The organism is Agarivorans sp. QJM3NY_25, from assembly GCF_050870875.2.
In the GTDB taxonomy this organism is placed as follows: domain Bacteria; phylum Pseudomonadota; class Gammaproteobacteria; order Enterobacterales; family Celerinatantimonadaceae; genus Agarivorans.
Genome location: NZ_CP194041.2, coordinates 2,806,160 through 2,832,963, shown reverse-complemented (window position 1 = coordinate 2,832,963; position 26,804 = coordinate 2,806,160). Strand labels below are relative to the sequence as shown.

Below are 26,804 nucleotides of genomic sequence, written 5' to 3'. Positions count from 1 at the left end.
GAAGATTAAATATTGAGTATTTAACTCGTAAAGTCTGATTTGATGAGCAATCAAGTGAAACAAAAAAGCCTCTTTAATAGAGGCTTTTTAAGGTTAAGTCATAAAAAAGTTACTTATGCCTAGCCTGTAAACAAGCCACGACTTCATCAAAACCGACTTCTTGTTTTTCTAGCAATACCAGCAAGTGATAGAGTAAATCAGAGCTTTCGTTGATCAGTTCTTCGCGATCGTTGGCCATGGCCGCTAGCGCCACTTCTACGCCTTCTTCACCGACTTTTTGGCAAATCCGTTTGGTGCCGCGAGCAAATAGGCTCGCGGTGTAGCTTTGTTCTGGGTCGGCTAATTTCCGTTCGGCCAATACCGCTTGCAGTTGGGCAATAAAGGTAAGCTTCGGCTCGCTGTGGCCGTCAAAACAGCTTTGGGTTCCTTTGTGACAGGTGGGGCCAATCGGCTCTACTGCCACCAGTAGGGTGTCTTGGTCACAGTCTAGGCTGATGCTTTTTAGCTGAAGCACATTACCCGAGGTTTCCCCCTTGGTCCACAGTCGCTGTTTGCTGCGACTAAAGAAGGTGACCTGTTTGCTTTCAAGGGTTTTTGCTAGCGCATCTGAATTCATATAGCCGAGCATCAAAACTTGACCACTGTGGTCGTTTTGTACCACGGCAGGGATCAAGCCTTCAACTTTGTCCCAATCGATTTGTTGGTTTAACTGTTCAAATTGGCTCATAGTCGAATTGCCACCTGTTGTTGTTTGAGATATTGCTTGAGTTCGCCAATATCAATAATGCTTTTATGAAATACGCTGGCGGCGAGTGCGCCATCGACGTCGGAAATTTTAAAGGCGTCTTTAAAATGCTGCATTTCGCCGGCTCCGCCAGAGGCGATTAAGGGCACATGACAAATCTCACGCACTCGGCTGAGTTGTTCTAAATCGTAACCTTGGCGCACCCCATCCTGGTTCATGACATTGAGTACAATTTCGCCAGCGCCACGAGCTTGCACTTCTTTCACCCAATCAAAGGTGTTCCAGGTGGTGGTCACGGTGCGTTTTTCATCGCCAGTAAATTGTTTCACTTGGTATTGTTGGGTTTCTTCGCAGTAGTAAGAATCGATACCGACCACGATGCACTGCACGCCAAATTTGTCGGCCAGTTTAGTAATTAAACTTGGATCGGCTAAAGCAGGGGAGTTAATCGAGATCTTGTCGGCACCGTTTTGCAAGGTGCGGTTGGCGTCTTCGATGGTTTTAATACCGCCGGCGACACAAAAGGGAATGTCGATCACTTCGGCAACACGGCTGACCCAGCTTTTATCCACCACCCGCTGATCAGAGCTGGCGGTAATATCGTAAAACACCAGTTCGTCGGCGCCTTCTTCAGCGTAACGTTTCGCCAGTGGCACGATGTCGCCAATAATTTCGTGGTTTCGAAATTTCACGCCTTTAACCACCATGCCGTCTTTGACGTCTAGGCAGGGAATTATTCGTTTAGCGAGCATTATTGCCTCCTTGCTGCCAACAAGCGATGGCTTGTTTTACGGTAAACTTGCCTTCTAACAGCGCTCGGCCAACAATCACCCCAGCAACACCCGTGTCGGTTAAGGCTGCTATGTCATCTAAGTTGCCAATGCCACCAGAACTTTGCCACTGAATATCTGGATACTGAGCACATAACTCGCGGTATAAGCTGACGTTTGAACCCTCGAGAGTACCGTCTTTAGAAATGTCGGTACATAAGACGTGTTTCAGGCCCACCGGGGCGTAAATTGCCACTAACTCTTCAATGGTCACGCCGCTGTCTTCTTGCCAGCCCGATACCGCGACCACTTTGTTGCCCTGCGCGTCGATGTTAATGTCTAGTGCTAGCACAATGTGCTCGGCGCCGTATTTTTCCATCCACTGCGCCACAACTTGTGGCTGTTTAACGGCAGTGGAGCCGATCACTACTCGTTCTGCGCCCGCATCGAGTAAGTCTTTTACGTCTTGCTCACTGCGTACACCGCCACCAATCTGAATTTTTGCGGGGGTGTTTTTAAGTAGCTGAGCGATTACGTCGAGTTGGCGAGCGCTGGTATCTTTAGCACCATCTAAGTCGACTAGGTGTAACCAATCAGCGCCTTGGCTGTGGTAGTCCGAAAACTGGGCTTGCGGGTCGTCCCCATAAATGGTTTTTTGCGCGTAATCTCCTTGGAACAAACGCACAATCTTTCCGTCGATGAGATCTAAAGCAGGAATGATCATGTTACATCTCCAAGAAGTTTTTAATTAATTGCGCACCGGCCTGACCGCTGCGCTCTGGGTGAAACTGCACACCGTAAAAGTTGTCTTTGTTTACTGCAGCAGTAAAGGCGTTACCATAATCGCACTGGGCAATGGTGGCATCGTTAACGGGCAAGGCGTAGCTGTGTACAAAGTAGAAGTAACTGCCGGCTTCAATGTCTTTAAACAGCGGATGACCAGCTTTAGGCTGAATTTGGTTCCAACCCATGTGTGGCAAGCGTTGGCCTGCGTTAGGCTTCATTAAGCTTACGGTGCCGGGTACCAGGCCTAAACAGGGAACGGGTTCCAGCGCTTCTTTAGCACCGCCTTCAATGGAGAATTCGGCCAGCATTTGCATGCCTAAACAAATCCCTAGAAGTGGCTTTTTCACTTGTTTGACTAAGTCAATCAGCTCTCGATCGGCTAAGTTTTTCATGGCTTCGGTGGCGGTACCTACACCGGGTAGAAACAGCTTGTCTGCGGCAAGAATCACCTGAGGGTCACGGCTGACCGTGACCGGAAATCCCAAGCGTTCTACGGCAAACTTTACCGATGAAAGGTTGGCACATCCGGTATCAATAATTACATTCATTGTTGTTCCTTAACCTATAAGGTGCCTTTGCTACTTGGCAATGCATCGCCAGATTTAACAATGGCCTGGCCTAGCGCCCGCCCAAATACTTTAAACAGCGCTTCAACCATGTGATGGGTATTTTTCCCGGTGGTTTCCAGATGCAGAGTACAGGCCATCGCATCACTCAGTGAGCGGAAAAAATGCGGCACCATCTCGGTAGCAAAGTCACCAATCGCGGCACGTGGAAAATCGGCTTTAAATTCCAAATGCGCTCGTCCACTTAAATCTAAGGCGCATTGGGCTAAACACTCATCCATGGGCAACACAAAACCAAAACGGCCAATCCCCCGCTTGTCGCCTAAGGCGACTTTTAAAGCCTGGCCCAGTGCGATTGCGGTGTCTTCTACGCTGTGATGATCATCGATGTGATAATCGCCGATGACCTTACAATTGAGCTGGAAGCCGGCGTGGGTGGCGATTTGATCGAGCATGTGGTCGAAGAAACCAAGGCCGGTATCAATTTGGCTGCCACCGGCATTGTCCAGGTCGACGGCAATGCTAATTTGGGTTTCTTTGGTATTGCGTTCAACGCTGGCTTTACGGCCCTGTTGGGTGAGCCGCTTTTCAATGGCGGGCCAGTTTAAGCCGTCCCGTTGATACTGCAGACCTTCCAGCCCCATATTTTCGGCCAGCTGCATATCGGTATGGCGGTCGCCAATCACGTAGGAGTTGGCAAAATCAATCACGCCGCTTTTCAGGTAGTCTTTGACCAAGCCGAGCTTGGGTTTGCGACAGCTACAGTTGTCGGCGTCAAAGTGCGGACAAACCAGTACTGCATCAAATTGGATCCCCTGCGACTCGAAAATGTCCATCATGTAGTTTTGCGCGAGGTGAAAATCAGCTTCTGGAAAGCTGTCGGTGCCTAGGCCATCCTGATTGGTCACCATGACCAAGCGATAGCCGTTGGCTTGCAACTTGAGTAATACCGGGATCACTTGAGGCTCCAGTTTTACTTTCTCTACGCTATCAACCTGCTTGTCGGTGATGGGTTCGTCGATCATGGTGCCATCGCGGTCGATGAATAAGATTTTTTGTTTTACCTGGCTCACTTAGCTTCGCTCCAATCCTTGAATCGCTTTCAGTGTAATTGACACTTCTTGCTGGTTACCAATACTCATTCGAATACAATTGTCTAAACTTGGTTTGTTGGCAAAGTCTCGCAGTACAATGCCTTGCTCGCCCAGTGCTTTAAAGATGCGGGCAGAGTCGTCAAAACGGATCAAAATGTAGTTGCCAGTGGCAGGGAAAATTTGTCTTACAATCTTCAGTCTGCTTAATTCATCCACGGCTTGACTGCGGATCGTATTCAAGGATGCTACTCGCTCGCGCATGATTTTTAGCCCATCGGTAGTCAGGGCTTTGGCTGCAATTTCGGCCACTGGGCGGGCAATAGGATAGGGTGCAATCACCTTACTCATCACTTCAATCACTTCTGCATTGGCGAGGGTAAATCCACAACGCAGGCCAGCCAAGGCAAAGGCTTTTGACAAGGTACGGGTAATCACTAAGTTGTCGAAGTCGGTCAGTAAACCCTGCACACTTTGTTCTGCGCAAAACTCAATGTAGGCTTCATCAACCACCACCAGTGCTTTATCGCGTTGTGCCTCTAACACCTTACTGAGTTTGGCGTGGTCTAACATAGAACCGGTCGGATTATTGGGGGCACATAGAAAGATGATTTTGCTGTCTATTGCCGCCAAAGCGTTATAGTCAGGGTTAAAATCACTATCTAATTCGACGGTTTTTACCTCAACCCCGATGGTTTCGGCACTCACTGAATACATGCCATAGGTTGGGCTACAAATGACTACGCTGTCTTGGTTTGGCTCACAAAAGGCCCGGATCAGCACTTCAATGGCTTCATCGGCACCGCGACTGGCCAACACTTGTGATGGCGAAACCCCGGCATAAGCGGCATAGCCGTTAATCAGCGCTGCTGGTTGAAACTCTGGGTAACGATTGAGCTGGTCACCGTCGTAGTTAAAATCACTTACCTCTGGGCTTTCGTTGGCGTTGAGCCAGACTTCACCGCTGCCACCAATGCGACGTGCACTTTGATAGGGAACCAGCGCTTGGATTTTCTTGCGGGCTAATAATGAGACTGACATATTATTGCTCCTCACCTAAACGGATAGTGACGGCGCGGCGGTGGGCATCGAGCCCCTCAGCGTCGGCAATCGGTACGACAGCGGCGCTTAAGTCTTTTAAGCCTTGTTGAGTTAATTCTTGAACAGTGAAGCGCTTCATAAAATCTAAGGTACCTAAGCTTGAATAAGTCCGGGTATAACCGTAGGTTGGCAAGGTGTGATTGGTGCCACTGGCATAGTCACCCACCGATTCTGGCGTCCACTCACCCAAGAAGATGCTGCCGGCATTTTCTAACTGGGGTAATAGCTGGCGAGCTTGCTCGGTCTGTACAATCAGGTGCTCGGGGCCATAAAGATTATTCACTTGAACCGCTTGTTGTAAATCGTCGACCACAATCGCAGTGCTGTGCGATAAGGCTTGATCGGCAATATTAGTTCGACTGAGCAAGCTAAGTTGACGTGTTAACTCTTGATTCACTGCCGCCGCTTGCGCCTCAGCTGTGGTCACTAAAATCACTTGCGAATCGGGCCCGTGCTCTGCTTGTGACAGTAAGTCGGCGGCAACAAAAGCGGGGTTCGCTTGTTCGTCAGCAATCACCAACACTTCCGAGGGGCCAGCGGGCATGTCGATGGCGGCGCCGGCGTGGTCGGTATTTACTTGTTGCTTGGCTTGAGTCACAAAGGCATTGCCGGGGCCAAAAATTTTGTCGACCTTAGCCACGCTCTCGGTGCCATAGGCCATCGCGGCAATCGCTTGCGCGCCGCCAGCTGAATAGATTTCGTCAACACCACACAGTTTGGCGGTGTATAGAATTTCTGGTGCAATCGGCGGTGGTGAGCAGAGTACTACCTTTTTACAACCAGCTATTTGGGCTGGAATGGCCAACATTAATACCGTAGAGGGCAGTGGCGCGGTGCCGCCCGGAACATACAAACCGACTTGAGCAATGGCGGCGTAGTGCATTTCGCAGCGCACCCCTGCTTGGGTTTCCAGACTAAAGCCTTGCGGCTTCTGTGCTTGGTGAAATACTTCGATATTGGCCTTCGCTTGGGCGACGGCGCTTTTAAACTCTGTACTTAAATTATCTCCAGCAGCATCGATTTGCTGCTGGCTCACACGAACTTGCGACAGCGTGGTCTTGTCAAACTTAGCGGCAAGCGCAATTAACGCTTGGTCACCTTGGCGACGCACAGTATTGATCACGTCGCTGACAATCGCGGCAGTATCTTGCGAGCTATTGACCGCTGGCCGCGATAAGACTTGTTGCTGTTGTTCGGTAGTTAAGCGATTCCAAATGACCGTTTGCATGGCTTTTATCTCAACATTTTCTCGATTGGCATGACTAAAATAGAGCTCGCTCCTAAGGCTTTTAACTTCTCCATGGTTTCCCAGAATAAATTCTCGGTACTGACCACATGGAGTGCCACCTTCTCTTCATCGCCGGCTAAGGCCAATACGGTGGGATGCTCGCTGCCTGGCAGTAGGTCAACGATTTGCTCTAGATGGGTCTTCGGTGCATGCAACATGATGTATTTGCTTTCTTTGGCTTCCATGGTGCCTTGCATGCGCAGTAATAGCTTGTCTAATAGTGTTTGGTGTTCGTCACTGAGTTTGTTTTTAGACTTAATTAGTACGGCTTGAGAGCGGTAAATCACTTCGACTTCTTTTAAGCCATTGGCTTCAAGAGTGGCACCAGTTGAGACTAAGTCACAGATGGCATCGGCGAGTCCTGCACGAGTGGCTACTTCAACAGAGCCGGCTAACATACAAGTTGAGAAGGGGACGCCTTGTTGGTCTAAGTAGCGTTTTAAGATCCCAGGGTAGCTGGTAGCGATGCGTTTATTGGCCAGGCATTGTGGGCCAGTGTAGTCAAATTCTTCAGCCACTGCGATGGAGAAACGGCAATCGCCAAAGTCTAAACGTTTTAATACTTCGCAGTCGGTAGGCTCATCTTTAGCACTACGTAGCATGGTTTCTTCTTCAAGTACGTTTTCCCCCACGATGCCAAAATCGACCACGCCATCCATGACTAAGCCCGGAATATCGTCATCACGAACCCGTAACAAGTCGACGGGCATGTTTTCAGAGTGGGCAATCAGGCGTTGTTGACGAAGGTTGATCTTCATCCCGCAGCTTCTTAATAGTGCCTGAGAATCATCGCTTAAGCGTCCGGATTTTTGGATGGCGATGCGTAGTCGTTTTTGCTCTGTCATGTTTATGTCCCTAATTATAAAACTAAAAAACCCCCGGGAGGATTACCTTCCGGGGGTTTACAATATTTTATATTCTACCACCGGAAGCTATTCATAAGCTCCCAGCAGATAACCGCCTGAAGCTTACTCTGGATGATGGTGGTGGTGATGCTTCATTTGGTTAAAAATCATGTTACGTTCCTGTCAACGTTAGTTTGCCTTTGTGGCAAATTCTGCCCATAAAGTTACCAAGCTAGCGCTAAATTGCAACCTTTTTTCCGCAGTTTTTGCTAAACAGTTCAAGTTGTGCAAAAAATAGCCGATAATTAGGTGGAGAGCGTCTATAGGAGAACGATCGTGAGCCAAGATGCGATTTTACCCATTTTGCCAAGGCCGCTGGCGAAGCCTGATGGCCAAAAGCCACCATTGCGTACCACGAAGGTGGAAAAGAAAAGCAAGTTATCGGCCCATAACGACATCCAAGTTCGGCCTAAATCCCAAGCCGTGCCAAGTCAGCATAAGAAAAAACCTGACGAGGATGAACAGCATGATATTGATCTGTTTGTTTAGAGACGGCTTAGCTACGAGTGTGATTTTTATTCAGCTCAATTCGACTTACGGCGACCTAGCGTATACGGTTTTATTGGATATTGCTTGCGGCCATGCTCTGTTATCGCGGTGTAAACGTTAAGGGATTTGGGCAGTAAAATGAGTCCGAAGCTGTCTCCTTGACTAACATTTTTGTCTCAAGGTTTGGTCTAGGGTTTGTGGGCTGGTATAGTTGCGGCGACTATTGCCTACCGGAATTTAGATTGAAACAGCACTACTTTACCAACGACGGACTGCTCTCTCAAGCCATCCCAGGGTTTTCACCTCGTCCCCAACAGCAGCAAATGGCTGAATCTGTTTCTGCAACGATTAAGCAACGCACCAGTCTGTTGGTTGAAGCGGGGACCGGCACTGGTAAAACCTACGCTTATTTAGTTCCGGCGATGGACAGCGGCAAAAAAATAGTCATCAGCACCGGAAGCAAAGCCTTACAAGACCAGCTGTTTAATAAAGACTTACCAAAAATGCAAAAGGCTTTGGCTTACGCTAAATCGGTGGCTTTATTAAAAGGACGTTCCAATTACTTGTGCATTGAACGGCTAAATAGCTTTTCGCACTACAGTAGCGGTCAAGATCGCCAAACCTTGGCCGAGTTAGTGAAAATTAAGCGCTGGGCGCAGGGCAGTGAATCTGGAGATATTGGTGATTTAGGTCCGGTTGCTGAGCGCTCCGATGTATTTCCTCTGATTACCAGCAGCAATGATAATTGTCTTGGCCGTGATTGCCCATCTTATAAAGACTGTTATTTAGTGAAGGCACGAAACCGAGCGCTAGAAGCAGATTTAGTGGTGGTGAATCATCATTTGTTTTTTGCCGATATGGTGGTAAAAGAAACCGGATTTGGTGAATTGATCCCTGAAGCCGATGCCTTTATCTTCGATGAAGCACATCAGCTGCCTGATATTGCAGCCAGCTATTTTGGTCAGCATTTTTCCAGTCGGCAGATCTTAGATTTATGCAAAGACATCGAGCTGAGCTATAAAACCGAATTGCGTGACATGGCGCAGTTGTCCAAAGCGGCTAAGAAGTTGGAACAACGCATTCGAGAGTGCCGACTAGCCTTCGAAGGCTTGCGTGATAGAGGCGAGTGGCGTCCATTGGCTAAACAAAGCCGCTTTGCTGAAATGATGCGTCATTTGCATGAAGACATGGATTTTGTTTATCAAGTGTTAAAGTTAGCGCTGTCTCGTTGTGAGCTTGCGGATAGTTGCTTTGAGCGTTTAGCGAGAATGCGTTTGTTATTTGAGAAGGTGATGGACGTCGATAAAACGGGCTATAGCTATTGGTACGAAACGTCTCGCTTACATTTTACCTTAAACATTACCCCGCTCAATATTGCTGAACGTTTTATGAATGAAGTTAAACAACGCGAAGCGGCCTGGATCTTTACCTCTGCAACGCTTGCAGTTGATGGTAACTTTGAGCATTTTCAAACTCAAATGGGCTTGAGCGATGCAGAGAGTATGTTATTGGATAGCCCCTTTGATTATCAGAAGCAGGCCTTATTATGTGTGCCTCGTTATCTTCCCGAAACCAAACAACATAATTCAGAACAGCTCATGTTAGATCAATTAGCGCCAGTGATAGAAGCTAATCAAGGTCGATGTTTCTTCTTGTGTACCAGTCATCGGATGATCCAAAAGGTTGCGACGGAGCTACGTCAGCGTACCGAATTATTGGTATTGGTGCAGGGCGAGGCTGGTAAACAAGAGTTGCTTAGCCAATTTGTCACCGATGGCCACGCGGTGTTGGTTGCCACTAGCACTTTCTGGGAAGGGGTTGACGTTCCAGGGAAGGCACTGTCTTGTGTCATTATCGATAAACTACCGTTTGCAGCTCCCGATGATCCCCTATTGAAAGCGAAAAGTGAGGATTGTCGTTTACGTGGCGGAGATCCTTTTCGTCAGGTATATTTGCCGCAAGCCGTGATAAGCCTTAAGCAAGGCGTGGGGCGATTGATACGTACCCAAGCGGATCATGGCGTGGTGATTATCTGCGATAATCGCTTGGTAAACCGTGATTATGGTGCCTTGTTTATTAGCAGCCTACCGGCTATGCCCCGAACCAGAGAACTGTCAAAAGTTTTAGAATTTGTAAAAAATAACGCTGAGGAAACATGACAGCAAATATACTCGCTTTAGATACATCGACTGAAAATTGTTCCGTCGCCTTGCAATGGCAGGGACAAATTTATAGTCAGCAAGAATACAGCCCTCGAGATCACACACAAAAGATTTTGCCTTTTGTCGAGCAAATATTAGCAGCGGCTGGCGCGAGCCTGAAACAGCTTGATGCTATTGCCTTTGGTCGTGGTCCAGGCAGTTTTACGGGAGTACGAATTGGTGTCGCTACGGCGCAGGGCTTAGCCTTTGGTGCCGATAAGCCGATGATCGCGGTCTCCACTTTACAGGCGATGGCGCAAGCCGCTTATCAGCAACATCTGTCTCAAACTTGTTATGCTGCTATTGATGCGCGTATGGGGGAAATTTATTGGGGCCAATACCAACTCAGCGATGGTTTAATGGTGTTAGCAGGAGAAGAGCAGGTGATTAAGCCTGAGTTGATGACGTCGAGCGATACACCGGGAGCCGCTGTCGGAACTGGCTGGCAAACTTATCAAACTTTATTATCGGGTCAATTTTCTGGCGCGGAGCGACTCGATTCAATACTTTACCCTTCGGCACGAGATATGCTTGTATATGCGCAGTGGGCATTTGCCAATCGCTGCCTTGTGAGTGCAGAGAAAGCCGAACCGGTTTATCTTCGCGATAAAGTCACTTGGCAGAAGCTTCCCGGTAGAGTTTAAACAAAAGGACGATGAGCGTGAAAATACAGGGCCTTGGCCAGCCCATACCGCAGCAATCGAAAACTCAGCAACGAGTCGCGGGCACCGAACTCAGTGTGGCAACGAAAGCCACTAAAGGCGTGGTACCTTGGGCGGGAATGGATGAACAAAGCGTTGAAAAACTACGTTATGAGCATGCTCAAGGCAGTGCTGATCACGCTGTGTCTCATTATCAGGATGTCGCGAATCAACTCAAACGTCAGCAAGTGAATGAGATGTTTGGCATCGATTTGTTCGCTTAGCCTAGTACATACTCGTCAGCATGTTGATTGAATCACAGTTACCAATAAGCCAACTTTGTTACCTTGAGCAAACCGCAGATAGCCCATTTTGCTTGGTGATGCTTCATGGCTGGATGGACAATGCCGCCAGTTTTATTCCTCTGCTCCAGTCGCTCCCTGATTATCATTGTATTGCTCTTGATTTCCCCGGCCATGGTCACTCACCACATCGCCAAGGTCACTATCATTTTGTTGACTATGTGGATGATCTATTTAGCGCTTTAAGCGAATTGAATTTAAACAAGCCTATTATCTTGGTGGGCCATTCTTTAGGTGCTTTGGTGGCGAGTACTTATGCTGCCGCTTTTGGGGAAGGTTTACTGGCACTGATTGCGATAGACGGGTTGGGGCCTTTGAGTTTGCCGATCTCAAATACGACGACTCATCTGGCAGACGCTATTCGTCAACGCCATCGATCGATGTCGGTCAGGGGGTTTACGGACTTAAATCAGGCGATTAGATTGCGGGCAAGAAGCAATGGTTTGAGTCGGGAAAATAGTCGGCTGTTAGTTACCAGAGCCACCAAGCAGAGCCAGGGTTTATGGTATTGGCGACATGATCCCAAGCTGAAATTGAGCTCTCCCCTGCGCTTTAGTGAGTCGCAAGCAAAACAAATTTGTCAGTCAATTCAACGACCCTGTTTGTTGATTGCGGCACAAGAACATCCTTTGCTGAGCGCCGAATTTATCCGTCAGCGACAAACTTGGTTTAGCCAATTATCTATAGTTGAATTGGTCGGCGGCCATCATTTACATATGCAAAACTCTGCGGCTTGCGCAGCATTGATGACCAACTATATTCAAACGATTGTTTGAACTGCTTCACTGTTTTCGATCTAAATTCATTTCCATATTGTTAAAATATTGTTATTCCAAGGTTGCCGTGAAACAATCGTTTGAAATTTGGCGCGTCGACTCTAATTGGCTCGTTGAGTCAGTGCATTATTAAATTCACAATAAGCCAAATTGGTAAATTATAATTAATGGAATATAAATGTTTAGGAGAGCTGCGTGGATAAGGTTTGGTTAAATCGATACCCCAAGGATGTGCCTGCAGAAATAGACTCTTCGCGTTATCAAACGCTGCTCGATGCATTTGAAGAGGGTGTCACTAGGCATGCCGATAGAGTTGCGTTTATTAATATGGGGCAGGTGCTTACCTATCGCAAGCTAGAGCAGCAATCTCGTGCTTTCGCCGCCTATTTGCAACAAGAGTTACAACTTAAACAGGGTGATCGGGTGGCCCTGATGATGCCGAATTTGTTGCAGTATCCCATTTGTTTATTCGGAGCGTTACGTGCGGGTTTGGTGGTGGTGAATGTCAACCCCCTGTATACGCCGCGTGAGCTGAAACATCAGCTCAATGATAGTGGTGCAAAAGCGATTGTGATTGTGTCTAATTTTGCCCACATCCTCGAAGAAATTGTCGATGAAACTGGCGTTGAACACGTTATTCTGAGTCGTTTAGGTGACCAGCTTTCGGCAACGAAACGAACGTTAGTTAATTTTGTGATTAAGTACGTTAAAAAAATGGTACCCAAGTATCATTTGCCGCATGCGCAATCTTTGCGCTATGTATTAGCGAAAGGTGAGCATCTGCAGTATGTTCGACCGGAGCTTTCTGCTGATGATTTAGCTTTCTTACAATATACAGGGGGCACAACAGGAGTCGCCAAAGGGGCAATGCTTTCGCATTGCAATATGGTCTCAAACTTGTTGCAGGCTTTGGCTATTGTTGGCCCTTGTCTGCGAGAAGGAAAGGAAGTGGTGGTAACAGCTTTGCCGCTATACCATATCTTTGCGTTAACCGCTAACTGTATGGTTTTTTTCGCGCTGGGTTGTCAAAATCTTTTGATTACTAATCCACGAGATATCCCTACCTTTGTGAAGGAACTGGCAAAAGTGCCGTTCACCGCAATTACAGGAGTGAATACTTTATTCAATGCTTTATTGAATGATCCCAACTTTGCTCAGTTGGATTTTTCTCGGCTCAGATTATCTTTAGGCGGTGGGATGTCGGTACAGCGTGCAGTGGCTGAACGTTGGCAAAATGTCACTGGTTCTCGTCTTATAGAAGGTTATGGATTAACAGAGTGTGCGCCGTTGGTGACGGTTTGTCCTTACGATTTAGAGGCCTATAACGGCAGTATTGGTTTACCTGCGCCATCTACCGATATTAAGTTGGTGAATGATGCGGGAGAAGAAGTTGCCGAAGGAGAGTCTGGGGAGATTTTAGTGAAGGGCCCGCAGGTAATGGGAGGCTATTGGCAGCGCCCAGAGGCGACCGCAGAGGCCATGCCCGGAGGCTGGTTTGCCACCGGCGATATTGCGACCATCGATCAACAGGGTTTTTTACATATTGTGGATCGGAAAAAAGATATGATTTTAGTTTCAGGATTTAATGTTTTCCCGAACGAAATTGAAGCAGTGATTGCTGGCAATCAGAAAGTTCTCGAAGTGGCTGCGGTGGGCGTACCAAACGAGGTGTGTGGCGAAGTCGTGAAGGTTTTCATTGTTAAAAAAGATGATTCACTAACCGAAAAACAAGTGTTGTCTCATTGTCGAGAGTTGTTAACGGGCTACAAAGTTCCTAAGTTAATTGAGTTTCGTGATGAATTACCGAAAACAAATGTCGGTAAGATCTTACGTCGAGCCTTGCGTGCCGAGGCATAAACCGTAAAATGAAGGCTAATTAGATGTTTTCCCTTAGGACGCCGCAATTTTGGCAGACGCAAACTTTGAAATGATCGATACAGAGGCGCAACTTGCGCCTCTGTTAGCTTATTTAAATCAACAGCCCCCTCTGACACTGGCCCTCGATACTGAATTTGTTCGAACTAGGACCTACTACGCACATTTGGGTTTACTACAGATTTATGATGGTGTGACTTGTTATCTCATCGACCCGCTTAGTTTAGATATGCAGCCCTTATGGCAGGCGCTAGCCAAGCATCATTGGGTTTTGCATGCCTTTAGTGAAGATTTAGAGATCATTCAGCGGCTTAGTGGCCAGTTTGGACTGTCGGTGTTTGATACTCAGGTGGGGGCGGCGTTCCTCGGTCATGGGATCAGCTTAGGCTATCAGCGGTTTATTGATACCGAGTTAGGCATTCAATTGGATAAAGGAGAGTCGCGCACCGATTGGCTTGCGCGGCCGTTGCGAGCCTCTCAATTAGATTATGCGGCTTTAGACGTTATTTATTTATTGCCAGCGTACCTTAAGATTAAGCAACAGCTGGAACAACTGGATCGTTATGACGCGGCTTTAGAGGAAAGTGCTCGCTTAGCTGCCCAAAAACAACAAGCGAATAAATCGGAAGATGCTTATAAAGAGATCAAGAATGCTTGGAAGTTGAATCCTCAACAACTTGCAGTACTTAAAGTTTTGAGTGATTGGAGAATGAAACAAGCGATGAGTCGCGATTTAGCCATTAATAACGTGGTGCATGGCGATAATTTATGGGCTTTAGCCCGTTATCAGCCAAGCAATATGGAACAATTACAACAACTTAATTTACCTGCACAAGAGTTGCGGATCCATGGACATCGTTTATTGAAGTTAGTGCATCAAGCAAAGCAGCTTACGGCCAGTGATTATCCTCAAGCGATCAAGCGTATTGTTGACTATCCAGATTACAAGCAAAAGATCCAAGCACTGAAATTGGTTGTGACCAAAGTGGCAGAGGAGTCAGGTTTGCCTGAGGATGTATTGGCCAGCAAAAAAGTATTAAATCAGTATCTAGCTTGGTTATGGAAGATGCAACCGTCAGCTACAAAGTTACCTTTGTTGCTGACGGGATGGCGCCAACCGCTATTTGCTAGTCACGTTGCTCAGGAAGCGTGATGTTAAGCTCTAATACGCTGATGTCATCGCTCTTATTATCAAGACTGACTTGGACCTGATCGGACTCGATGGCCACGTATTTTTTTATCACTTCGATGATATCTTGTTTCATCGCTGGCAAGTAATCGGGGCCACTGCGTTGGCCACGTTCATGGGCGACAATGATTTGCAGTCGTTCTTTGGCGGTTTGCGCCGTTTTAGACTGTTTTGAGGTTCGAAAGTAGTCTAAAAGAGACATTGTTATCCTCCAAATAAACGGCTAAATAAGCCTTTCTTCTGTTCTTCTAGGAAACGAAAGTCGACAGTTTCGCCAATTAGTCTGGCCACTGCATCTGAGTAGGCCAGACCTGCGTCACTTTGGGTATCAAGGATCACTGGCTCACCAGAGTTTGATGCCTTGAGAACCGCAGGCGATTCGGGTATGACTCCCAATAAGGGGATCGCCAATATGTCTTGCACATCTTCAACACTAAGCATGTCACCTCGATTCACGCGTTCTGGATGGTAGCGGGTGAGTAGCAAATGTTCTTTCACTGGCTCTTTACCTTGTTCTGCTCGTTGTGATTTACTAGCAAGCATGCCAAGGATCCGATCGGAATCGCGTACCGATGAAACTTCTGGATTGGTGGTGACAATCGCTTCATCAGCAAAGTACAGAGCCATAATCGCCCCAGTTTCGATCCCTGCAGGGGAATCACAGACTATGTAATCAAAATCTTGGGTGGCTAAATCTTCTAATACCTTCTGAACGCCTTCTTTAGTGAGCGCGTCTTTATCACGAGTCTGCGATGCTGGTAAAATAAATAGATTTTCGGTGCGTTTATCTTTAATCAATGATTGACTGAGGTTCGCTTCGCCTTTGATCACGTTCACGAAGTCGTATACGACTCGTCGTTCACATCCCATAATAAGATCAAGATTACGTAAACCGATGTCGAAATCGATGATTACAGTTTTAAAACCTTTGATGGCGAGACCTGTTCCAATTGCGGCGCTGGAAGTTGTTTTCCCAACGCCACCCTTCCCGGAGGTCACGACGATAATTTTAGCCATTATCTTTCCTTTATAAATTGCTTAATTCAGCTAAGCCAAATTATTAAATACGATTTGCTGATTTTCTATTTGAATGCACTGGGGCAAGTTCGCGTGCTCTCCAATTTGTTCATGCAGCATATAAGTGCCTGCAATAGAAATTAGTTCAGCTTGTAAATTTTGACAGAATATTTTGCTATCTTTTCGACCACTGGCGCCAGCGATGGCTCTTCCACGGAGAGCGCCATAAATATGAATGTTGCCATCGGCAATTACTTCTGCGCCATTACCCACTGAGCCAATAATAACTAAATCTGTGTTTTGTGCGTAAATTTGTTGCCCTGAGCGGATTTGACCTCGGACGACTTTGCAAGGGGGCGTTGGAGCTTGGGTGACGATTTCAGCAGGTGGTTCCTGCTTCGGCTCTGGTTTCGCCGCAACTTGCTGTCCACCGCTAGTCATCACAGCTAAACCTGCGGCTCGAGCTGCAATCTTTTGCTCGTTATGACTACAGCCAGTGACGCCAACTAAGACAAAATCTTGAGTTTCAACAACTTCTTTCAACTGTAAGAAGTCAAAATTTGTTTCGACTTCACTCACATTGACAACGATAGGCGCACAATTAAAAAACTGAGGGGCCTGTGCGACCTTCTCCATCAGCTTATTATTTAACGACTCTAAATCATTTTTTCCGAGGTAAACAACAGAAAGGGTGAAGTTTGTCCCTTTAAATTCTATTTCCTGTCCGGACATGAACAGCAGATTCCTTTTTACATTTGTATTGTAGCGATGACGCCACACTAAATATTCTGATATAGTCAGGGTTTTAGCATAACCCGATCAACCCCTAGGATACTAACATTTTCATGTTCTGTGCAGTCTATAAAAGTCTCAAAAAACAGCAAACTTATCTTTATATTGAGAAGAAGGACGATTTTTCTAAAGTTCCCGATTCATTGGTGGCTTTAATGGGGGCTAAAGAGTTAGTCATGTTGGTTCCCAAACGACCCACTAAGGACTTTTCCTGCGTGAGTATTGAGTCGCTAGAGCTGGCTTTTAAAGAACCGGGTTACTATTTACAACTTCCCCCGCCTCCTGAGAATTATCTTAAGCAGCACTTAGCTGCACAAGCCAAGGCCAAGTTATCCAAGAAGGAAAGTGAGTGAAAAAATTTTTAGCAAGTTTGTTATTCTCTGTGGCCTTTTCTGCTCAGGCTGACCCTGGCTTCGACGCTTATGTTGAACAATTGAAAATAGATGCGGCTGAAAGGGGGATCTCTCAAGCAACCATTGAGGCGGCGTTTGATGGCGTTAAGTTTTACCCGCGTGCAGTGAAGGCCGATAAGCAACAACCCGAGTTTAAGTTAACCTTAGACACTTATTTGCCTAGAGCAATACCGAGTTGGAAGGTACAACAAGCGAGAGCCCTCTACAAAAAGCATTACCCTTTGCTCAAACAGTTGGAAAAAAAGTATGCGGTTCAGCCGCGCTTTATAGTGGCTTTGTGGGGGGTAGAGTCTAATTTTGGTAAGTTTACTGGTAACTATAATGTGGTTTCGGCTTTAGCCACTATGTCCTATGAAGGTCGCCGTGAAGCTTTCTTTAAAAAAGAATTGATGCATGCTTTGGACATTTTGCAGCAAGGGCACATCAGCGCTGCGAAGATGAAAGGTTCTTGGGCAGGAGCAATGGGCCAGGTGCAATTTATGCCGAGTTCATTTGTACACTATGCGCAAGACTTCGATGGCGATGGTCATAAGGATATTTGGAATAATACTGCCGATGCCTTAGCTTCCGCAGCAAATTATTTAGCTCAAAGTGGTTGGCATCATGATTTAACTTGGGGACGTCAGGTACAGTTACCGAAAGGCTTTGATTCTAAATATAGTGGCCTCGCGACCAAAAAGAGTTTGAGTGAATGGCAGGCTTTAGGGGTACGCCGTTATGATGGCGCCGATCTACCGATACGAGACATCCAAGCGTCAATTGTTCAGCCAGATGATGCCCACGGCCGAGCTTATTTGGCTTACGCTAATTATGAAGTACTGATGAAGTGGAATCGCTCACACTATTTCGTGGCGGCTGTCGGTACTTTAGCCGATCGTATTTCTTATCCTCCGGTGTTTTAATATGTATCAACATATAGATGAACAAGGACGAGTTTTGCCCCTGGCGGCGAATAAAGCCGTTTGTGTCGGGCAAAACTACTTGGCTCACATGCGAGAAATGGGTGGCCAGCCGGTGAAACAAGCGCTGTTTTTTATTAAGCCAAATAGTGCCTTTGTCAACTTAACCGAGCACTTAGTCATTGCTGGCCTAAGTGGTGCTGTGCACTATGAGCTAGAGCTGGCATTGTTAATTAGTAAACCATTAAAGAATGCTAAACCAGAGCAGCTTGATGCCGCGGTTTGGGGTTATGCTGCAGCGTTAGATCTAACCTTACGTGACCAGCAGGCCGAGTTGAAAAAGCAAGGGCATCCGTGGGAGCGGGCAAAAGCGTTTGATGGCAGTTGTGTACTTAGCTACTTTAAGCCAATAAATGGTTTAAATGAGTTAGCAGACGTGGCTTTGAGCTTTGAGCAGAATGGTCAGGTTAAGCAGCAAGGTTCAACCGGACAAATGATCCGTGACATGTCTAGTTTACTTTGCGAAGCCTCTAGTTGTTTTACCTTACAACCAGGTGACGTTTTGTTAACCGGCACGCCTGCTGGTGTTGGGCCATTAAATCAGGCTGATAATTTAGTGATAAAGGTGGCGGGAATTTCTGCCACAACAGAGGTTGTTTTAAGTGAGTGATGTTCGGTTTTGGGAAACAAAAACGTTGGCGCAGATGTCTGCCCAAGAGTGGGAGTCTTTGTGTGATGGCTGTGGTAAATGTTGTTTATCTAAATTAATTGATGAAGACACCGATGAGTTATATTTTACTAATATTGCTTGTGTCTTATTAAATAGTAAAAGTTGCCAATGTAGCGATTATCAGCATCGTTTTGCCAAGGTTCCTGATTGTGTGAAAATCACTCTCGATGATATCGAGGTGTTTCACTGGTTGCCCCCTAGCTGCGCTTACAAACGTTTGATCGAAGGTAAGAGTTTGCCTGCTTGGCATCCTCTTCTTCATGCAGGTAAGCATTCTGAAATGCATAAACGCGGTGCTTCGGTACGTGGCAAGGTGGTATGTGAGACCCAATTAAACGGCCCTTCACAAAACTATATTGTTCGTTGGCCAATTGACGAATGTGAATAATGATTGGTTTTTATTGTGAAAAAAGCCGATTGCTTAAGTTATCGGCTTTTTTGAATTGAACTAATAGTGACATCGTTTGGAGCCCGTCTATGCGGGTTTAGTTGGTTTTCTGATGGTTATTTTTTCCGCCATTGTAGGACAAAAAACACAATACCCAAGGCGAGGAAACCAGCAAAGATAGCAATTAGCCACTGGGGCATCGACCAGCCTAAAAACATCCAAGCGATCTCATCACAGTATCCGATTGGATTAAACATCCAAGGGAACCACTGATCTAATTTAAACCAATCAGGGAAATTGGCAAAAAAGTCACAGGTGGCAAATGGACTCGGATTCATTTGGTAATCAGTGTGAGTGAGTGCCAATTGTAAGCCCCAAGCGGCACTGGCGATCCAAAGTGCAAATCCGGTCAGGCGGAACAATAAATAATTGGGAGCGATACAGGTAAATAAGCCTGCTAGAGTTAAACCAAGCATTGCTACTCGCTCATAAACACACATTACGCAGGGATCTAACTTCATAACGTGTTGAAAATAGAGGGCGCAAAACTCTAGTGATAAGCCGCCAATAAAAAGCAATAACCAAGGCCCGCGTTGATAGGGCATTTGGTTTAGAAAGCTGAACATAAACAATTAGCTCCAGTTACAAAAAGGCGACGCAAGCATCGCCGTTTTTCAGTTTAATGTCCAGTAGTAACAGCCGATACCGCGCTTGCAACATGATGGCTAATCCAGCCTAGTTCATAGAAATATTGAGTCATGGGAACAAGTGCAAACTCAACCGATAACAAACCGATGCCAGCTAAAACAATCGTGTAGGGCAGGGCCATCCATACCATACGCCCATAAGACAAACGCAGTAAAGGCGCTAACGACGAGGTGAGTAAGAATAAAAAGGCAGCCTGACCGTTCGGGGTCGCAACAGAAGGGAGATTGGTGCCGGTATTAATGGCGACCGCTAACATATCAAATTGGTCGCGAGTTATTTCACCCGCTAGCCAAGCAGATTTTACTTCGTTGATATAAACGGTGCCTACAAATACGTTGTCACTGACCATCGACAACAAGCCATTTGCAATGTAGAACGCAACCAGTTGTCCCTCATTCTCAATGGAAAGCACCCAATGAATGATGGGTTTAAATAGATCTAAGTCGATGATGACAGCAACAATCGAAAAGAATACCGCGAGTAATGCAGTAAAGGGGAGGGCTTCTTCAAAGGCCTTACCCAATTGATGTTCTTCAATGATACCGCTGAATGCAGTGGCGAGAATAATTACTGACAAACCGATTAAACCAACGGCGGCCAAATGTAGCGCTAAACCAAGGATTAACCATACCGCAATCACAGCTTGAATGATTAATTTAGCTCGATCACGGTTATTGCGTCGCTCGTCTTCATATTGATCATAGTCTTCAAGGATGTGTCGTACGTTGTCTGGCAAAGTATGGCCGTAACCAAATTTGTGGGTTTTTTCTAATAAAAAGCAGGTTAGTAAGCCAAAGGCCAATACAGGCATCGAAACCGGGGCCATACGTAAGAAAAACTCGAGGAATTGCCAGCTGGATTGATCGGCAATAATCAAGTTTTGTGGTTCACCAACCATGGTGCATACGCCACCAAGAGCGGTCCCAACACCGGCATGCATCATTAAGCTACGTAAGAATGCGCGAAACCCTTCTAAGTCATCACCACTTAGATCATCGCTGGTGTGGTCGTGATTTTGGTTAAAATCTTTTCCAGAGGCAACTTTGTGATAAATGCTGTAAAAGCCAATCGCTACGCTAATTACTACGGCTATCACCGTGAGCGCATCTAAAAAGGCGGAAAGAAACGCACCTGCAATACAGAAGGCTAAAGACAAAATGGCTTTATCTTTAATCTTTATGAGTAGCTTGGTAAACACGAATAGCAATAATTGCTTCATGAAGAAAATGCCTGCGACCATAAATATAAGTAGCAGAACCACTTCAAAATTCCCCACTAGCTCATGCTTCACTGTTTCTGCTGAAGTCATTCCAATGGCAACCGCTTCGATTGCGAGTAAACCACCCGGTTGCAGTGGGTAGCATTTTAAGGCCATGGCTAAGGTGAAAATGAATTCTGTGACTAACAGCCAACCAGCGATAAAGGGATTTATATAGAAGACGATGGGATTGATAATAAGAAATAAAACGATGGCTTTTTTATACCATATAGGAGCATTACCAAGAAAGTTCTTAGCAAATGCTTCTGAAAGACTAATGTTCATCCTGAATTCTCTTTGTTGATCAAACGGCAGGTGGGATTCTAGTGAAGAAACCCGTAGGGATTGTATGTGAATTACTCAATTTTTGGTAGGCATTAGTAAACTAAACCTTGAATTTATTGAATAATTTAGTAATAAAATAGCTTGACTCTAGGCAAAGAGGTTGGAGCTCAAACCACTTGCTTTTGCTTTGGTTAATGGTTTGTTATTATCAGCATAATAAAATGAAAATAGACTGAGTAATTGATGGTAATTAAAGCAAAAAGTCCAGCGGGATTCGCTGAACAATATATTATTGAATCTATCTGGAATAACCGTTTTGCGCCTGGCACAATCTTGCCTGCTGAAAGAGAATTATCGGAGCTAATTGGCGTTACCCGTACCACCTTGCGGGAAGTATTACAACGTTTGGCCCGAGATGGTTGGTTAACGATTCAGCATGGTAAACCAACTAAGGTTAATAATTTTTGGGAGACAGCCGGATTAAGTATACTCGAAACATTAGCGCGTTTAGATCATGAAGGGGTTCCTGAGCTCTTTGAACAACTGTTGTCCGCTCGAACCAATATTAGCGTTATTTTTATCCGCGGTGCGCTGAAGAATAATCCTCAAAAAAGTAAACAGTTGATCGAGCAGTACCAGACTTTAGCCCAAAGCGGCGAAGCTTATGCTGAATTTGATTATCAAGTGTTACATGGTTTGGCCTTTGCTTCCGGAAATCCTCTGTATGCGCTGATCCTTAACGGTTTTAGAGGGATGTATCAGAGTGTTGGAAAATACTACTTTGATGATCCAGAATCACGAGTTTTAGTGGACACATTTTATCAAGACTTAATTGGCTTGGCTGAATCAGGGGAGCATGATAAGGCCTTGCAGGTAGTTCGTAATTACGGGCTTGCGAGTAGCGAAGTTTGGAAACGGCTACGTGATGGTATGCCGAGCAATATCATGGAAGTTGATTAGCGTTAGTATGCTTGGGATAAAATTAGGCTCCGCAATGCGGTCGGAGCCTAGCTTTTTAAGCTATTTTTCTTTCTAAATAGTCGATAATGTCATTCGATTCATATAGCCATTTAACTTGTTCTCCTTGTGCAATGCGTAAACAAGGCACTTTTCTTGAGCCACCTTGGCTGACCAGCTCTTCCAAGTATTCAGGTTGTGCTTTAATGTCTCGTAAATCGATATAAATACCATTTCGTTTCATGGCTCTTCTCACTTTGACACAAAAAGGGCAAGCCGGCAGTTGATATAGCTGTAAACCCTTTAGTTTTTGGTCGATAAGGGCCTGCGTTGCAGCATCGCGTTCTACCGATTTTGGTGAAAAAATCGCATTTAATAACAAGATCACCCGCCCTAATAGCCAACGAATCGCTTTCATTTAATTACTCTCTATAACAATTTGCGGCAGAGTGTAACATAAAATGGATTGGCTTGAATGCTTGCTACTGATAGAAAATGGTGAGTAATCCCAAACTCAAAAATAGTAGCGAAGTGAGGCGGTGAATTAGTTTCAATGGTAATTTTTCTACACCAAGCTTACCGATTAATACCACCGGAATATTGGCAATGCACATACCAATAGTGGTCCCTAGGATCACTAAGCTTAATGAATCGTATTTGGCGGCCAAAATCACGGTCGCTACTTGAGTCTTATCACCAATTTCTGCGATGAAAAATAACACGAGTGAGGCGAGGAAAGGGCCATACTTGAGCAAAACACTCTCTTGATCTTCGATTTTGTCAGGGATCAGCACCCATAAAGCCATCGCAATAAATGATAGCCCGACAAGCCAGCGTAACACTTCAGGCTGTAACCATTGTTGGAGGGCTGAGCCCAACCAAGCTGCGAGCGCATGATTAAACACCGTTGCAATGATAATTCCGGCGATAATCGGCAAAGGTTTACGAAATTTGCAGGCTAACAGTAGGGCTAAAAGTTGGGTTTTATCACCAATTTCAGCGATTGCGACCGCGGTGATGGAGGTGAACAGGGCTTCCATTTAATTCTCGTTAAGAGGTGGGTAAATAAACCAATGCACAACAGTAGCGCCCACCTCTTAGAATGTGCTGTTGTGCAGTTGGTCTTGCCAGGCCATTAATGGCTGCATTTACCATAGTGATTTTGCACTAAGTATGTTGATAAATGCCTTATTGCTAAACAGCTATAAGCGGCTACTCCCCAAAAGTTCCGAGAATATAGCGAAATAGACGTTGGTATACAAGGCCTTAACCGCCAATTCGCTTGGTTTTATAGTCTCGTTGCTTTAACCAAGCTTCTAACTTGTCCCGTTGATCACCTTGGATTTCAATGATGTAGTCCTTTACGCTACCACCAACTCCACAATGTTTCTTCATGTCTTTACAAAGTGCTTTTAATGCCGATTGCTCGAGACCAAAGTCGCTTAGACAAGTCACGCCTTTGCCTTTACGGCCTTTCGTTTCGCGTCGTAGTTTTATAAAACCATCGCTTGGAGGGATCTGTTCGACTTCAGTCTCAGGCTCAATGCGGCCTTGATCTGTAGAATAAACCAGTTGTGATAATTGATCTTTAAACGACATTTTTAGCTACCATTAGAATGAATAGCAAAATGGTAGCCTATTTCGCTAAGAGCTTTCAAAAAAATAATCTAAAAATTTCATCGTGACATAAAACAACATTTGACATGGATCAATGTTGCGAGTTACATAGTGGCGCACAATCAATTAAATGCTAATCATTGTTATTTAGAATTATTTTCGGAGCAACTATGTCATTGGATGAAATTGTAACTGGCCAGCAAGCTCTGATATTGAGTTTGCAAAGCTTAAACAGGATTAACCGAAAAAAATTTATGTCTTTGGGAATCATGCCTAACACCATATTAACGGTTGTTCGTCGAGCACCCTTAGGTGACCCCATTCAGGTGACTGCACCAGGGATTAATCTGGCTTTAAGTGCTCAGCAAGCAAAATCGATAGAGGTACAATCATTATGAGTGGGCATCTAATCGCAACGGTCGGTAATCCAAATAGTGGTAAGAGTACTTTGTTTAATGCTTTAACCGGCAGCAAACAAAGGGTCGGGAATTTCAGTGGTATTACCGTCGACAAAAAGTCTGGTTTTATATCACAAGACGGCTGGCAAGCTGAAGTCGTTGATTTACCAGGGGTCTACAACATCGACCCGCAACTCGATAATAGCTCGCTAGATGAAAAAATTGCTTGTGAATATTTACAAACTGAAGCGCTTGATTTAGTTATTAATGTCGTCGATGCAAGTGCCGTAGAACGTAGTTTGTACTTGAGTATTCAATTAAAAGAACTGGGTTTACCAGTGGTATTAGTGCTGAATAAAATGGACACCGCAAAAGCGAAACTTTTAAAGATTAAAGTGCAGCAGTTTAGCGAGCGTTTTCAGGTTCCGTTAGTTTGTTTAGCCGCAACCAATAACAAACAAGTCGCAAAATTTAAGCAAGAGCTACCAGCTCTAATGCGTGAAGCTCAGCAAACTGAGGCTTTACAGTTGGTTTATTCTGAAGAGCTTGAACAATTTGTGAGTGATTGGCAAGGTAAATTGGGCCTTTCCCGTGGTCAAGCAATTCGACTGTTAGAACAAGATCCCTTGCAGCTTGAGCCGCTTGACGCTGAGCAGCAACAGCAAGTACAACTGGCTATCGCAAGCTTAGCCGATGTTGATATCGATTTGGCCTTGGCTGGTAGCCGCTATAACCTTATTTATGAGTTAACTCAGTCATCAATTACCAAGAAAGGGGAGTTGAGACGAGATTATTCGATGTATATTGATCGGGTGTTGCTTAATCGCTGGATCGGTATTCCTGCGTTTTTAGTGGTGATGTATTGCATGTTTATGTTTGCCATCAACGGAGGTGCAGTCTTCATCGATTTCTTTGATATTACCGCTGGGACTATTTTTGTTGACGGGGTGAGTGAATTACTTGCGAGTCTGGGAGCTCCGCAGTGGCTTACCGTGGTGCTAGCAAATGGTGTTGGTGTGGGGATCCAAACGGTCGCTACATTTATTCCGGTGATTGCCTGTTTGTACTTATTCTTAGCCTTATTGGAAAGTTCCGGTTATCTGGCTCGCGCTGCATTTGTGGTGGATCGGGCTATGCAAACCATAGGCTTACCAGGCAAGGCGTTTGTGCCGATGTTGATGGGTTTTGGTTGTACTGTTCCGGCAATCATGGCTACTCGTGTTTTAGAGAAGCATCGTGAACGGGTATTAACTTCAGCAATGAGTCCTTTCATGTCTTGCGGTGCTCGCTTACCGGTTTATGCCTTATTTGTGGCAGCTTTCTTTCCAGAGCAAGGTCAGAATATGGTGTTTGCACTGTATATGGTTGGGATCCTTGCCGCAATTGCGACGGGTCTATTGCTCAAGCATACCTTATTGCCAGGCAGCGCCCAAGAATCTGTTCTTGAGCTACCCGATTATCAGTTGCCAACCGCTTTTGGTGTGATGTTATTGACTTGGCAAAAAGTCAGAGGTTTTATTGTTGGTGCAGGTAAAACGATTGTGTTGGTGGTCGCGATATTAAGTGTGCTTAACCATATTGGTACTGGCGGTGAGTTAGATGCTGAAGGCAAAGAAAACTCGTTATTAAGTCGTGCTAGTCAGTTTGTGACACCTGTTTTTACCCCCATGGGGATTGAAAAAGACAACTGGCCAGCAACCGTTGGTATTGTGACGGGTTTATTCGCTAAGGAAGCCGTTATTGGTAGTCTCAATAGCCTATATTCTCAAGAAGGTGAAGCGGAAGAAGAGTGGACTTACTTAGGTCGTTTTCAGGATGCGGGACAAACTATTATCGATAATTTTAATGGTTTGAACTATAGCGACCCTCTGGGGATTGCTATCGATCAGGCGGACGATTTAGCTGGTGCCGCTGAAATGAATGGGGTGAACTTGACCACCATGTCGCAGTTAGAAAAGAACTTTACCGCGGAGTCTGCCGTCGCCTTCATGTTGTTTATTTTATTGTACATGCCCTGTGCTGCGGCGATGGGCGCTTTAGTGAAGGAGCTTGGGTCAAAATGGGCTCGCTTGATAGCGGTATGGTCCACCTTGTTGGCTTATAGCATTTCGACTATTTACTACCAGTTGGCTACATGGCAACAAGCACCGATATCTGCCAGCATATTATTGTTAGCAATGGTGATGATGTTAGCACTCTGGGTGGTATTTTTAAAACGTCAGAAGGTTGAGCATTTTGATATTACACAAGCTTAAAGAGTACATTCAGCAAAATCCTGGCTTAATGTTAAGTCAGTTGGCGAAACATTTCTCACTGAGTGAAGATGCAACGTTGGCGATGTTGCAACCCTGGGTTAAACGACATCGCATAAAATTGGTAAAACTGGCGGCGTGTTCAAGGGGCTGTGGTTGTGGTGCCAATGAAGCGCAGTGGCAATTGTATTGGCAGAGTGAGCAACAGATAGGCATTACTTGCTAATTTGAGGGGGGCTGCACGTTTGCAGAGCTCATTTTAGAGTAAGCATCACTACGCATCAAAAGGATTGTGCTTGCACAAT

General features: G+C 45.6%; 31 protein-coding genes, 1 riboswitch and 1 other annotated feature. Of the genes, 15 read left to right on the top strand and 16 right to left on the bottom strand.

Going from position 1 to position 26,804, the window contains the following annotated elements; translation table 11 throughout:
• Window positions 1-109 precede the first annotated feature (109 nt).
• The 8 genes from hisIE to hisG are packed head-to-tail and all read right to left on the bottom strand — an operon-like array spanning window position 110 to window position 7,192.
• Window positions 110-727, bottom strand: a complete 618-nt coding sequence (gene hisIE, locus ACRRSW_RS13015; protein ID WP_432459540.1) for a bifunctional phosphoribosyl-AMP cyclohydrolase/phosphoribosyl-ATP diphosphatase HisIE — start codon at window positions 725-727, stop codon at window positions 110-112.
• Window positions 724-1,497, bottom strand: a complete 774-nt coding sequence (gene hisF / locus ACRRSW_RS13010) for an imidazole glycerol phosphate synthase subunit HisF (protein WP_432452796.1) — start codon at window positions 1,495-1,497, stop codon at window positions 724-726. Before hisF ends, hisIE begins: the two co-directional genes overlap by 4 nt.
• On the bottom strand, window positions 1,487-2,239 hold the full coding sequence (gene hisA, locus ACRRSW_RS13005) for a 1-(5-phosphoribosyl)-5-[(5-phosphoribosylamino)methylideneamino]imidazole-4-carboxamide isomerase (RefSeq protein ID WP_432452797.1): 753 nt from the start codon (window positions 2,237-2,239) through the stop codon (window positions 1,487-1,489). Before hisA ends, hisF begins: the two co-directional genes overlap by 11 nt.
• Window position 2,240: 1 nt before the next feature.
• The gene (gene hisH, locus ACRRSW_RS13000) at window positions 2,241-2,849 is read right to left on the bottom strand and encodes an imidazole glycerol phosphate synthase subunit HisH (RefSeq protein WP_432459539.1); all 609 of its coding nucleotides are present in this window, start codon (window positions 2,847-2,849) and stop codon (window positions 2,241-2,243) included.
• Between the two features lie 14 nt (window positions 2,850-2,863).
• Window positions 2,864-3,892 (bottom strand): bifunctional histidinol-phosphatase/imidazoleglycerol-phosphate dehydratase HisB, encoded by a 1,029-nt coding sequence (hisB, locus tag ACRRSW_RS12995; RefSeq protein WP_439037776.1) that lies wholly within the window; start codon window positions 3,890-3,892, stop codon window positions 2,864-2,866.
• Between the two features lie 48 nt (window positions 3,893-3,940).
• Window positions 3,941-4,999 (bottom strand): histidinol-phosphate transaminase, encoded by a 1,059-nt coding sequence (gene hisC, locus ACRRSW_RS12990; RefSeq protein ID WP_432459537.1) that lies wholly within the window; start codon window positions 4,997-4,999, stop codon window positions 3,941-3,943.
• A 1-nt stretch (window position 5,000) separates the two neighbouring features.
• Window positions 5,001-6,287 carry a histidinol dehydrogenase gene (hisD, locus tag ACRRSW_RS12985; RefSeq protein ID WP_432459536.1) on the bottom strand — a complete coding sequence of 429 codons (1,287 nt, stop codon included), beginning with the start codon at window positions 6,285-6,287 and terminating at the stop codon, window positions 5,001-5,003.
• Between the two features lie 5 nt (window positions 6,288-6,292).
• On the bottom strand, window positions 6,293-7,192 hold the full coding sequence (gene hisG, locus ACRRSW_RS12980; protein ID WP_432452801.1) for an ATP phosphoribosyltransferase: 900 nt from the start codon (window positions 7,190-7,192) through the stop codon (window positions 6,293-6,295).
• Between the two features lie 21 nt (window positions 7,193-7,213).
• Window positions 7,214-7,340 (bottom strand) — a sequence feature (His leader region).
• A gap of 188 nt (window positions 7,341-7,528) precedes the next feature.
• Between hisG and ACRRSW_RS12975 the strand changes: the two genes are divergently transcribed.
• The 7 genes from ACRRSW_RS12975 (at window position 7,529) to rnd (ending at window position 14,749) form a co-directional block, all read left to right on the top strand.
• Complete coding sequence (locus tag ACRRSW_RS12975; protein WP_432452802.1) at window positions 7,529-7,741, top strand: hypothetical protein; 213 nt, start codon at window positions 7,529-7,531, stop codon at window positions 7,739-7,741.
• Between the two features lie 242 nt (window positions 7,742-7,983).
• On the top strand, window positions 7,984-9,900 hold the full coding sequence (locus ACRRSW_RS12970; protein ID WP_432459535.1) for an ATP-dependent DNA helicase: 1,917 nt from the start codon (window positions 7,984-7,986) through the stop codon (window positions 9,898-9,900).
• Window positions 9,897-10,586, top strand: a complete 690-nt coding sequence (tsaB, locus tag ACRRSW_RS12965; protein WP_432459534.1) for a tRNA (adenosine(37)-N6)-threonylcarbamoyltransferase complex dimerization subunit type 1 TsaB — start codon at window positions 9,897-9,899, stop codon at window positions 10,584-10,586. The genes ACRRSW_RS12970 and tsaB overlap by 4 nt, the downstream gene beginning before the upstream one ends.
• Before the next feature lie 17 nt (window positions 10,587-10,603).
• The gene (locus ACRRSW_RS12960) at window positions 10,604-10,867 is read left to right on the top strand and encodes a hypothetical protein (protein WP_432452805.1); all 264 of its coding nucleotides are present in this window, start codon (window positions 10,604-10,606) and stop codon (window positions 10,865-10,867) included.
• Window positions 10,868-10,887: 20 nt separating this feature from the next.
• Window positions 10,888-11,721, top strand: a complete 834-nt coding sequence (locus ACRRSW_RS12955) for an alpha/beta fold hydrolase (protein WP_432459533.1) — start codon at window positions 10,888-10,890, stop codon at window positions 11,719-11,721.
• Between the two features lie 195 nt (window positions 11,722-11,916).
• Entirely contained in the window at window positions 11,917-13,578 is a 1,662-nt protein-coding gene (gene fadD, locus ACRRSW_RS12950; RefSeq protein ID WP_432459532.1) for a long-chain-fatty-acid--CoA ligase FadD, read from the top strand.
• Window positions 13,579-13,627: 49 nt separating this feature from the next.
• Window positions 13,628-14,749: a ribonuclease D gene (gene rnd / locus ACRRSW_RS12945; RefSeq protein ID WP_432459531.1), complete on the top strand. Its 1,122-nt coding sequence runs from the start codon at window positions 13,628-13,630 to the stop codon at window positions 14,747-14,749.
• On the opposite strand, the gene minE is transcribed toward rnd, so the two are convergent.
• Genes minE through minC form a run of 3 tightly spaced genes read right to left on the bottom strand, consistent with a single transcriptional unit; the run spans window position 14,724 to window position 16,534 of the window.
• The gene (minE, locus tag ACRRSW_RS12940; protein ID WP_432452809.1) at window positions 14,724-14,987 is read right to left on the bottom strand and encodes a cell division topological specificity factor MinE; all 264 of its coding nucleotides are present in this window, start codon (window positions 14,985-14,987) and stop codon (window positions 14,724-14,726) included. The genes rnd and minE overlap by 26 nt on opposite strands.
• 2 nt (window positions 14,988-14,989) lie before the next feature.
• Window positions 14,990-15,802, bottom strand: coding sequence for a septum site-determining protein MinD (gene minD, locus ACRRSW_RS12935; protein WP_432452810.1), 813 nt, complete (start codon window positions 15,800-15,802; stop codon window positions 14,990-14,992).
• A gap of 30 nt (window positions 15,803-15,832) precedes the next feature.
• Window positions 15,833-16,534 carry a septum site-determining protein MinC gene (gene minC, locus ACRRSW_RS12930; protein WP_432459530.1) on the bottom strand — a complete coding sequence of 234 codons (702 nt, stop codon included), beginning with the start codon at window positions 16,532-16,534 and terminating at the stop codon, window positions 15,833-15,835.
• Between the two features lie 113 nt (window positions 16,535-16,647).
• Between minC and ACRRSW_RS12925 the strand changes: the two genes are divergently transcribed.
• The 4 genes from ACRRSW_RS12925 to ACRRSW_RS12910 are packed head-to-tail and all read left to right on the top strand — an operon-like array spanning window position 16,648 to window position 19,024.
• Complete coding sequence (locus tag ACRRSW_RS12925) at window positions 16,648-16,947, top strand: YcgL domain-containing protein (protein ID WP_432459529.1); 300 nt, start codon at window positions 16,648-16,650, stop codon at window positions 16,945-16,947.
• Window positions 16,944-17,909, top strand: coding sequence for a lytic murein transglycosylase (locus ACRRSW_RS12920; protein ID WP_432452815.1), 966 nt, complete (start codon window positions 16,944-16,946; stop codon window positions 17,907-17,909). Before ACRRSW_RS12925 ends, ACRRSW_RS12920 begins: the two co-directional genes overlap by 4 nt.
• Before the next feature lies 1 nt (window position 17,910).
• Window positions 17,911-18,576, top strand: coding sequence for a fumarylacetoacetate hydrolase family protein (locus ACRRSW_RS12915; RefSeq protein WP_432452816.1), 666 nt, complete (start codon window positions 17,911-17,913; stop codon window positions 18,574-18,576).
• A gap of 34 nt (window positions 18,577-18,610) precedes the next feature.
• A complete protein-coding gene (locus ACRRSW_RS12910) occupies window positions 18,611-19,024 on the top strand; it encodes a YcgN family cysteine cluster protein (RefSeq protein WP_432469379.1) in 414 nt (137 codons plus the stop codon).
• A gap of 116 nt (window positions 19,025-19,140) precedes the next feature.
• On the opposite strand, the gene dsbB is transcribed toward ACRRSW_RS12910, so the two are convergent.
• Both dsbB and nhaB read right to left on the bottom strand, forming a co-directional pair.
• Window positions 19,141-19,650 (bottom strand): disulfide bond formation protein DsbB, encoded by a 510-nt coding sequence (gene dsbB, locus ACRRSW_RS12905; protein ID WP_432459528.1) that lies wholly within the window; start codon window positions 19,648-19,650, stop codon window positions 19,141-19,143.
• 53 nt (window positions 19,651-19,703) lie between these two features.
• Entirely contained in the window at window positions 19,704-21,275 is a 1,572-nt protein-coding gene (gene nhaB / locus ACRRSW_RS12900) for a sodium/proton antiporter NhaB (protein ID WP_432452819.1), read from the bottom strand.
• Between the two features lie 243 nt (window positions 21,276-21,518).
• Between nhaB and fadR the strand changes: the two genes are divergently transcribed.
• Window positions 21,519-22,235, top strand: a complete 717-nt coding sequence (gene fadR / locus ACRRSW_RS12895; RefSeq protein WP_432459527.1) for a fatty acid metabolism transcriptional regulator FadR — start codon at window positions 21,519-21,521, stop codon at window positions 22,233-22,235.
• Window positions 22,236-22,290: 55 nt separating this feature from the next.
• Here the strand turns inward: fadR and ACRRSW_RS12890 are convergent, their stop codons facing one another.
• The 3 genes from ACRRSW_RS12890 to ACRRSW_RS12880 all read right to left on the bottom strand — a co-directional run bounded on the left by ACRRSW_RS12890 (window position 22,291) and on the right by ACRRSW_RS12880 (window position 23,831).
• A complete protein-coding gene (locus ACRRSW_RS12890) occupies window positions 22,291-22,650 on the bottom strand; it encodes a glutaredoxin family protein (RefSeq protein ID WP_432452822.1) in 360 nt (119 codons plus the stop codon).
• Between the two features lie 64 nt (window positions 22,651-22,714).
• A complete protein-coding gene (locus ACRRSW_RS12885; RefSeq protein WP_432452823.1) occupies window positions 22,715-23,272 on the bottom strand; it encodes a TMEM165/GDT1 family protein in 558 nt (185 codons plus the stop codon).
• Between the two features lie 14 nt (window positions 23,273-23,286).
• Window positions 23,287-23,455, bottom strand: a riboswitch (yybP-ykoY riboswitch).
• 43 nt (window positions 23,456-23,498) lie between these two features.
• On the bottom strand, window positions 23,499-23,831 hold the full coding sequence (locus ACRRSW_RS12880) for a translation initiation factor (RefSeq protein ID WP_432459526.1): 333 nt from the start codon (window positions 23,829-23,831) through the stop codon (window positions 23,499-23,501).
• Window positions 23,832-24,019: 188 nt separating this feature from the next.
• On the opposite strand from ACRRSW_RS12880, the gene ACRRSW_RS12875 reads away from it, so the two are divergent.
• Genes ACRRSW_RS12875 through ACRRSW_RS12865 form a run of 3 tightly spaced genes read left to right on the top strand, consistent with a single transcriptional unit; the run spans window position 24,020 to window position 26,725 of the window.
• Window positions 24,020-24,247 (top strand): FeoA family protein, encoded by a 228-nt coding sequence (locus ACRRSW_RS12875; protein WP_432452825.1) that lies wholly within the window; start codon window positions 24,020-24,022, stop codon window positions 24,245-24,247.
• Complete coding sequence (gene feoB, locus ACRRSW_RS12870) at window positions 24,244-26,502, top strand: Fe(2+) transporter permease subunit FeoB (protein ID WP_432452826.1); 2,259 nt, start codon at window positions 24,244-24,246, stop codon at window positions 26,500-26,502. The genes ACRRSW_RS12875 and feoB overlap by 4 nt, the downstream gene beginning before the upstream one ends.
• Window positions 26,483-26,725, top strand: coding sequence for a FeoC-like transcriptional regulator (locus ACRRSW_RS12865; protein ID WP_432452827.1), 243 nt, complete (start codon window positions 26,483-26,485; stop codon window positions 26,723-26,725). The genes feoB and ACRRSW_RS12865 overlap by 20 nt, the downstream gene beginning before the upstream one ends.
• Window positions 26,726-26,804 lie beyond the last annotated feature (79 nt).

What these genes read in the sequence shown, in the direction of transcription:
- minC (WP_432459530.1), bottom strand. Translation starts at nt 16,534, where the DNA reads ATGTCCGGACAGGAAATAGAATTTAAAGGGACAAACTTCACCCTTTCT.
- ACRRSW_RS12890 (WP_432452822.1), bottom strand. Translation starts at nt 22,650, where the DNA reads ATGAAAGCGATTCGTTGGCTATTAGGGCGGGTGATCTTGTTATTAAAT.
- hisH (WP_432459539.1), bottom strand. Translation starts at nt 2,849, where the DNA reads ATGAATGTAATTATTGATACCGGATGTGCCAACCTTTCATCGGTAAAG.
- dsbB (WP_432459528.1), bottom strand. Translation starts at nt 19,650, where the DNA reads ATGTTCAGCTTTCTAAACCAAATGCCCTATCAACGCGGGCCTTGGTTA.
- ACRRSW_RS12880 (WP_432459526.1), bottom strand. Translation starts at nt 23,831, where the DNA reads ATGTCGTTTAAAGATCAATTATCACAACTGGTTTATTCTACAGATCAA.
- minE (WP_432452809.1), bottom strand. Translation starts at nt 14,987, where the DNA reads ATGTCTCTTTTAGACTACTTTCGAACCTCAAAACAGTCTAAAACGGCG.
- ACRRSW_RS12915 (WP_432452816.1), top strand. Translation starts at nt 17,911, where the DNA reads ATGTATCAACATATAGATGAACAAGGACGAGTTTTGCCCCTGGCGGCG.
- ACRRSW_RS12925 (WP_432459529.1), top strand. Translation starts at nt 16,648, where the DNA reads ATGTTCTGTGCAGTCTATAAAAGTCTCAAAAAACAGCAAACTTATCTT.
- tsaB (WP_432459534.1), top strand. Translation starts at nt 9,897, where the DNA reads ATGACAGCAAATATACTCGCTTTAGATACATCGACTGAAAATTGTTCC.
- fadR (WP_432459527.1), top strand. Translation starts at nt 21,519, where the DNA reads ATGGTAATTAAAGCAAAAAGTCCAGCGGGATTCGCTGAACAATATATT.
- hisIE (WP_432459540.1), bottom strand. Translation starts at nt 727, where the DNA reads ATGAGCCAATTTGAACAGTTAAACCAACAAATCGATTGGGACAAAGTT.
- ACRRSW_RS12910 (WP_432469379.1), top strand. Translation starts at nt 18,611, where the DNA reads ATGTCTGCCCAAGAGTGGGAGTCTTTGTGTGATGGCTGTGGTAAATGT.
- hisF (WP_432452796.1), bottom strand. Translation starts at nt 1,497, where the DNA reads ATGCTCGCTAAACGAATAATTCCCTGCCTAGACGTCAAAGACGGCATG.
- feoB (WP_432452826.1), top strand. Translation starts at nt 24,244, where the DNA reads ATGAGTGGGCATCTAATCGCAACGGTCGGTAATCCAAATAGTGGTAAG.
- ACRRSW_RS12885 (WP_432452823.1), bottom strand. Translation starts at nt 23,272, where the DNA reads ATGGAAGCCCTGTTCACCTCCATCACCGCGGTCGCAATCGCTGAAATT.
- ACRRSW_RS12955 (WP_432459533.1), top strand. Translation starts at nt 10,888, where the DNA reads ATGTTGATTGAATCACAGTTACCAATAAGCCAACTTTGTTACCTTGAG.
- hisB (WP_439037776.1), bottom strand. Translation starts at nt 3,892, where the DNA reads ATGATCGACGAACCCATCACCGACAAGCAGGTTGATAGCGTAGAGAAA.
- hisA (WP_432452797.1), bottom strand. Translation starts at nt 2,239, where the DNA reads ATGATCATTCCTGCTTTAGATCTCATCGACGGAAAGATTGTGCGTTTG.
- nhaB (WP_432452819.1), bottom strand. Translation starts at nt 21,275, where the DNA reads ATGAACATTAGTCTTTCAGAAGCATTTGCTAAGAACTTTCTTGGTAAT.
- hisD (WP_432459536.1), bottom strand. Translation starts at nt 6,287, where the DNA reads ATGCAAACGGTCATTTGGAATCGCTTAACTACCGAACAACAGCAACAA.
- minD (WP_432452810.1), bottom strand. Translation starts at nt 15,802, where the DNA reads ATGGCTAAAATTATCGTCGTGACCTCCGGGAAGGGTGGCGTTGGGAAA.
- ACRRSW_RS12875 (WP_432452825.1), top strand. Translation starts at nt 24,020, where the DNA reads ATGTCATTGGATGAAATTGTAACTGGCCAGCAAGCTCTGATATTGAGT.
- hisG (WP_432452801.1), bottom strand. Translation starts at nt 7,192, where the DNA reads ATGACAGAGCAAAAACGACTACGCATCGCCATCCAAAAATCCGGACGC.
- hisC (WP_432459537.1), bottom strand. Translation starts at nt 4,999, where the DNA reads ATGTCAGTCTCATTATTAGCCCGCAAGAAAATCCAAGCGCTGGTTCCC.